The organism is Micromonospora maritima (genome assembly GCF_902825405.1).
Lineage (GTDB): Bacteria > Actinomycetota > Actinomycetes > Mycobacteriales > Micromonosporaceae > Micromonospora > Micromonospora maritima.
In genome coordinates this window covers 37,294-43,351 of sequence record NZ_CADEAU010000007.1, presented here as the reverse complement: position 1 = coordinate 43,351, position 6,058 = coordinate 37,294, and the positions used below count along the sequence as shown (strand labels likewise).

The 6,058-nt window shown below is 75.4% G+C and carries 7 protein-coding genes and 1 pseudogene; 2 read left to right on the top strand and 6 right to left on the bottom strand.

From position 1 onward, the window contains the following. From HUW36_RS34280 to HUW36_RS02290, 6 genes and pseudogenes are all read right to left on the bottom strand, one after another. Nucleotides 1-2,068, bottom strand: a 2,068-nt coding sequence (locus tag HUW36_RS34280) for a beta-ketoacyl synthase N-terminal-like domain-containing protein (RefSeq protein ID WP_246247800.1), incomplete at its 3' end; no start/stop codon positions are given. After that, entirely contained in the window at nt 2,065-2,157 is a 93-nt protein-coding gene (locus HUW36_RS34275) for a hypothetical protein (protein ID WP_246247802.1), read from the bottom strand. The genes HUW36_RS34275 and HUW36_RS34280, both read right to left, overlap by 4 nt. A 183-nt stretch (nt 2,158-2,340) precedes the next feature. After that, a pseudogene (locus HUW36_RS34270) lies at nt 2,341-2,723 on the bottom strand (MBL fold metallo-hydrolase); the annotation flags it as partial. Between the two features lie 208 nt (nt 2,724-2,931). Next, nucleotides 2,932-3,393 (bottom strand): RidA family protein, encoded by a 462-nt coding sequence (locus tag HUW36_RS02300; protein WP_174526536.1) that lies wholly within the window; start codon nt 3,391-3,393, stop codon nt 2,932-2,934. A gap of 5 nt (nt 3,394-3,398) precedes the next feature. Then, nucleotides 3,399-3,554, bottom strand: a complete 156-nt coding sequence (gene sp36, locus HUW36_RS02295; RefSeq protein ID WP_013289021.1) for a Sp36 family protein — start codon at nt 3,552-3,554, stop codon at nt 3,399-3,401. A gap of 62 nt (nt 3,555-3,616) precedes the next feature. Further along, entirely contained in the window at nt 3,617-4,060 is a 444-nt protein-coding gene (locus HUW36_RS02290) for a hypothetical protein (protein ID WP_174526539.1), read from the bottom strand. A gap of 334 nt (nt 4,061-4,394) precedes the next feature. Between HUW36_RS02290 and HUW36_RS02285 the strand changes: the two genes are divergently transcribed. Both HUW36_RS02285 and bagA read left to right on the top strand, forming a co-directional pair. Further along, entirely contained in the window at nt 4,395-5,012 is a 618-nt protein-coding gene (locus HUW36_RS02285) for an Rv0361 family membrane protein (RefSeq protein WP_174526535.1), read from the top strand. A gap of 26 nt (nt 5,013-5,038) precedes the next feature. Beyond that, a complete protein-coding gene (gene bagA, locus HUW36_RS02280; protein WP_174526534.1) occupies nt 5,039-6,013 on the top strand; it encodes an ATPase BagA in 975 nt (324 codons plus the stop codon). The last annotated feature ends 45 nt before the right edge of the window (nt 6,014-6,058 follow it).

The following is a 6,058-nucleotide window of genomic DNA, read 5'->3' as shown; positions in this document are numbered from 1 at the left end:
CCCGCTCCTGGGCCGGCCCGTTGGGCGCGGTGAGCCCGTTGGACGCCCCGTCGGAGTTGACCGCGCTGGCGCGCAGCAGCGCCAGCACCGGGTGGCCGTGGCGGCGCGCGTCGCTGAGGCGTTCCAGCAGCAGCACGGCCACGCCCTCGGACCAGCCGGTGCCGTCGGCGGCGTCGGCGAACGCCTTGCACCGCCCGTCCGGCGCGAGGCCGCGCTGGCGGCTGAACTCGACGAACGCCTGCGGGGTGCCCATCACGGCGACGCCGCCGGCCACCGCGAGGGAGCAGTCCCCGGCGCGCAGCGCCTGCGCGGCCAGGTGCAGCGCCACCAGCGACGACGAGCAGGCGGTGTCCACGGTGACCGCGGGCCCCTCCAGGCCCAGCGCGTACGCGACCCGACCGGACACCACGCTGCCGGCGGTGCCGACGCCGAGATAGCCCTCGGTGCCGGGCGGCGGCTGCCCCACCTGGGCCGCGTAGTCGTGGTGCATCACGCCGGTGAACACACCGGTGGCGCTGCCGCGCAAGGCGGTCGGGTCGATCCCGGCGCGCTCGAACAGCTCCCAGGACGTCTCCAGCAGCAGCCGTTGCTGCGGGTCCATCGCCAGCGCCTCGCGCGGGCTGATCGCGAACAGGGTGGCGTCGAAGTCCCCGGCGCCGGCCAGGAACCCGCCGACCCGCACGTACGAGGTGCCGGGCCGGTCGGGGTCGTCGGAGAAGAGGTGGGTCAGGTCCCAGCCCCGGTCGGTGGGGAACCCGGTCAGTCCCTCCCGCCCGGACTCCAGCAGCTCCCACAGCTCCTCGGGGCCGGTGACGCCGCCGGGCAGCCGGCAGGCCATGGCGACGATCGCCACCGGGTCGTCGGTGACGACCGGCCCCGACCGGTTCCCGGCGTCCCGGGCGGCGGTGCCGCGCAGCAGCGTGGCCAGGTGCCGGGCGAGCGCGGCGGGCGTGGGGTGGTCGAACGCGGCGGTCGCGGACAGGCGCACCCCGGTGGCCCGGTTCAGCCGGTCCCGCAGCGCGACCGCGCGGACCGAGGTGAACCCGAGGTCGGTGAACGCCCGGTCCGGCCGGACCGCGCCCGGCCCGGGCAGCCCGGCGACCTCGGCGGTGCTAGCGCGGACCAGGTCGGCCAGGGGCGCGAGCCGGCGGCGCTCGCCGAACGCGGCGCAGCGGACCGAGAGCACCCGGGCGCCGCTGTGTGCCGCGTACCGCCCGGCGCCGACGTCGTAGCCGGCGGCGAGACGTTCGACCTCGGCCGCGAACCGGGACTTGCCGATGCCCGCCTCGGCGGTCATCAGCAGCACCCGGGGCTCGCCCCGGTCGATCACCTCGGCGAGTCGGCCCGCGACCCGGCCGATCTCGGTCTCCCGGCCCACGAACGGCGCCTCGTCACCGAGGCCGGAACGGGTGCCCGGCGCGTCCAGCAGGCCCAGCAGCTCGTACGCCTCGACCGGCTCGCGCTTGCCCTTGAGCCGCAGCGGGCGCAGCGCCCGCCAGGAGGCGACGTGCCGGGTGGCGGCGGAGGTCCGCGCCCCGGCGTAGACCGCGCCGACCGCGGCGGCGTCGGCGAGCCGGGCCGCGGTGTTCACGGTGTCGCCGATGACCGTGTATTCGATCGCCGCCTGGATCCCGGCGATCACGTCCCCGGTGTTGAGACCGACCCGCAGGCCCAGCGGCGCGCCGCCGCCCCGCTCGTCGTCGAGCACCCGGCGGACGGCCCGCTGCATGGACAGCGCCGCCCGCACGGCCCGCTCGGCGTCGTCCTCGTGCGCCACCGGCGCACCGAAGACCGCCATGATCCCGTCGCCGGTGAGCTTGTCGACGTGCCCGCCGAACGTCTTGACCGCGCCGGCCAGCGCGGCCAGCACCCGGTCGGTGACCGCGCCGACCCGCTCCGGGTCCAGGTCCTCCGACCAGGAGGTGAAGTCGGAGAGGTCGCCGAAGAGCACGGTGACCACCCGGCGCTCGGCGGCCGGCAGCGTGGCGGCGGCCGGCAACGCGGCCCCGCAGTTGTGGCAGAACCGCGCGCCGGGCACGGCGACGGTCCCGCACACCGGGCAGGTCACGGCTGTTCCACCCCGAGGTACTCCAGCTGGGCCCGGACCGACCACTCGGCGGCCCACCAGAGCGACCTGTCGACGTCGGCGTAGACCACCTCGACCACCTCGAACGCGGTGGTGGCGCCCGCGTCCACCGCGGCGCGCACCTGGTCGAGCCGGGCCCGCCGGTGGGCCAGGTAGAACTCGGCCGCCGCGCCGCAGTCGGCAAGCGCCGGGCCGTGGCCCGGCAGCGCCCGGACCCCGCGGTACGTGGAGAGCAGTTCCAGGCTGGACAGGTAGTCACCGAGGTGCCCGTCCGGGTGGGCCACCACGGTGGTGCCGCGGCCGAGGATGGTGTCGCCGGTCAGCACGACCCGCTCGTCGCCGTGCGCGACCAGGAGGCAGATCGAGTCGGCGGTGTGCCCGGGCGTGCTCAGCAGCCGGACGTCGAGGCCGGTGTCGAACGCGCTGTCGACGGTCAGCGGCGGGCCGCCGGCGGTGTGCGCCGGGGCGCCCCCTCGGTGTGGTCCGCGTGCCCGTGCGTGATCAGCACCAGCCCGACCGGCCCGTGCGCGGCGATCGCGGCCAGGTGCGCCTCGTCCGCCGGCCCCGGGTCGACCACCACGGCCGGCGCGTCCGGGCCGGCCCGCAGCACCCAGGTGTTCGTCCCGTCGAGCGTCATCGGCCCCGGGTTCGGCGCCCGCAGCAGCGAGACCCACCCGGGCAGCTCATCCGCGAGCGCCCCTGCGGCCCCGCTCACACGCCCACCCATGGCAGCGATCGTACGACTCCGCCCGCCACTCCCCGCGATCTTGCAGGTCCGGCCCCGGGTTTGTCCCCGTCTGGGGCTTGTGCCGGGGGCGGAACTGCAAGATCACGGGGACGGTGCGTTACGCGACCTCGACGATGACCTCAACCTCGACCGGGGCGTCGAGGGGGAGTTCGGCCACGCCGACCGCGCTGCGGGCGTGGCGGCCGGCCTCGCCGAAGACCGCGCCGAACAGGTCGGAGGCACCGTTGATCACGCCGGGCTGACCGGTGAAGCCGGAGGCGCTGGCCACGAAGCCGGTCAGCTTCACCACCTTGACCACGTTCTCCAGGCCGACAAGCGCGTCGATCGCGGCGAGCGCGTTCAGCGCGCACCGCTGCGCCAGGTCCTTCGCCTGCTCGGCGGAGACGCCGTTGCCGACCTTGCCGGTGGCGAGCAGCTTGCCGTCGGCCATCGGGAGCTGACCGGAGACGTAGACGTGCTGCCCGGACTGCACGGCCGGCACGTAGCTGGCCACCGGCGGCACCACCTCGGGCAGGTCGAGACCGAGCTCGGCGAGCTTCGCGTGGGGTCCGTTGCTCATGGTGCTCAGCCCTTCGGGCGCTTCAGGTACGCCACGAGCTGCTCCGGGTTCGGGCCGGGCACCACGGAGACCAGCTCCCAGCCGTCCTCGCCCCAGTTGTCGAGGATCTGCTTGGTCGCGTGGACCAGCAGCGGGACCGTGGCGTATTCCCACTTCTGCATCGGAGGAAGGCTCCCTTGCCTGACTTGGACTTCGGTCAGGCACAGCCTACGGTCCGCCGCCCTCAGCGGGACGCGGGACGCTGCTCCGGCGCGGGCGGCTCGCCGCAGGGGCCCTCGTGCTCGTAGCGCTGCGGGCAGCGGCTGCGGTCGGGCAGCAGCAGGTCGCAGAAGACGCGGTGCCTGTTGTTCTGGTCGTCTGCGGTGGAGACGGTGGTCTCCCCGGCGTCCAGCTCGACCAGGAAGCCCAGCGAGGTGGCCACCGTCCCGGCCAGCGCGGTGGCCGCCGCCAGGTCGGGCACCCGCACCGGCAGGTGGATGACGTAGCCGGGCTCCTCCTCGTCACGCCCCCGTCCGGCCGGCCGGACCAGCGTGCGGACCACCTCGACCGGGGGCCGGTACGACCGCTCGTTGAACGGCGTACCCGCGCCGGGACCCTCGGCGTCGCCGGGCCGCCCGGCCCGGTCGCCGGGGAACTGGGCTCGGGGAATGTTCTCCGCGTCGCGCATCCGCTGCCTCCGGGCGTCGTACCTGTTCACCACCACCGCCGTCCGGCTCAGAACGTCCCCGGTCCGGCCCCCCGCGTCGCGACGAACGTAGGACCTCCAGCCAGTCCCGGCAACGGGACGCGCACGACTGATCACGTCAAGTCACATATGCGACACAAGGCTGGTCCGGAACGCGACGGCGAGATCGGGCCCGGCACGCGCGTACGCGGGGCTGGCAAGCGGCCCGGCGACCGCTACCCTTCCGGACTGGGCGCGCGCCGTCGCGCGCCCGCACCTCGACCCCGTGCCCGTCGCCTGGGGCGGCGACGGGCGCGCCGCAACCCGGGGGAGACACATGACCCAACCGCCCGTCGGTGGCGCCACCGGCACGCCCGGCGACCCCATTCCGCAGCCGGGGTCCGCCGGCGTCACGCCACCGTCGTCCGGCCTTCCCGCGCCCGGAGCGACACCGCAGCCGGGGTCCGCTCCCCCGCCCGGCCATCCGGCGTACCCGGCGGGGCCGCCGCCACGCAAGCGTCCGACCCTGCTGATCGCCTCCCTCGTGCTGGCCGCGGCGGTGCTGCTCTGCGGCGGCGGCGGGACGGCCGCGTTCCTCGCCCTGCGCGACGGCGAGAACGGCCGGGGCGCCAAGGAGCCGCAGGTGGCGGTGGAGGGCTTCCTCAAGGCGGTCTACCAGGAGCGGGACGCCGAGAAGGCGGCCACGTTCGTCTGCTCCGCGGCGCGGGACGACCGGAAGATCGCGGCCAAGGTCGCCGAGGTGCAGAAGTACGCCGGGCAGTACCAGAACCCCCGGTTCCGCTGGACCAACCCGGTGGTCGACAACCAGACCGGTGACCGGGCCACGGTCTCCACCCGGGTCACCATGACCACGGCCGACGAGAAGGTGGCCGACCAGGAACTGCGCTTCACCGTGGTGCAGAAGACGGGTTGGTGGGTCTGCGAGGTCGCCTGATCCGCCGGGCTGGTTAGGCTCGACGGATGGCAGCGAGTGAGCAGCCGGCCGAGACCGCCGGCAGATGGCCGGCCCGCCTGCACGTGGTGACCGGCAAGGGCGGCACGGGGAAGACCAGCGTGGCCGCCGCGCTGGCCCTCGGGCTGGCCGCCGAGGGCCGGCGGACCCTCCTGGTCGAGGTGGAGGGGCGGCAGGGCATCGCCCAGCTCTTCGGCACCGAACCGCTGCCGTACGAGGAGCGGCACCTCACCGACGCGCCGGGCGGCGGTGAGGTGCGGGCCCTGGCCGTCGACGCCGAGGCGGCACTGCTCGAATACCTGGACATGTTCTACAAGCTGGGCGCCGCCGGCCGGGCGCTGCGCAAGCTCGGCGCGATCGACTTCGCCACCACGATCGCGCCGGGCCTGCGCGACGTGCTGCTCACCGGCAAGGTCAAGGAGGCGACCACCCGCACCAGCGGGTCCCGCCGGGCGTACGACGCGGTGGTGCTGGACGCCCCGCCGACCGGACGGATCGGGCGTTTCCTCAACGTCACGGCGGAGACCGCCCGGCTGGCCAAGGTCGGCCCGATCAAGACCCAGAGCGAGGGCGTGTCCGCGCTGCTGCGCTCGCCGATGACCGCCGTGCACGTGGTGACGCTGCTGGAGGAGATGCCGGTCCAGGAGACGCTCGACGCCGTCGCCGAGCTGACCCAGCTCGGCTTCCCGGTCGGCCGGGTGATCGTCAACGGCGTCCGCCCGCCGGTACCCGTCGGCCGCGCGGTGACCGCGGCGGAGCTGAAGCGGGGGTTGTCCGCCGCCGGCCTGCCGACCGACGCCCGGACCGTGGCCGGCCTCGCCGCCGAGGCGCGCGACCAGCGGGTACGCCGTGAGCTGGAGGACTCGCTCCGCGGTGACCTGGTGGAGCCGGGGCTGCCCCTGACCGAGCTGCCGCTGCTGCCCGACGGGGTCGACCGGGCCGGGCTGGAGACGCTGGCCGAGGTCCTCGTCCGGGCGGATTGACTCACACCTGCGGCCGGCACGGAGCAGAGACACCCTCGGGACCGA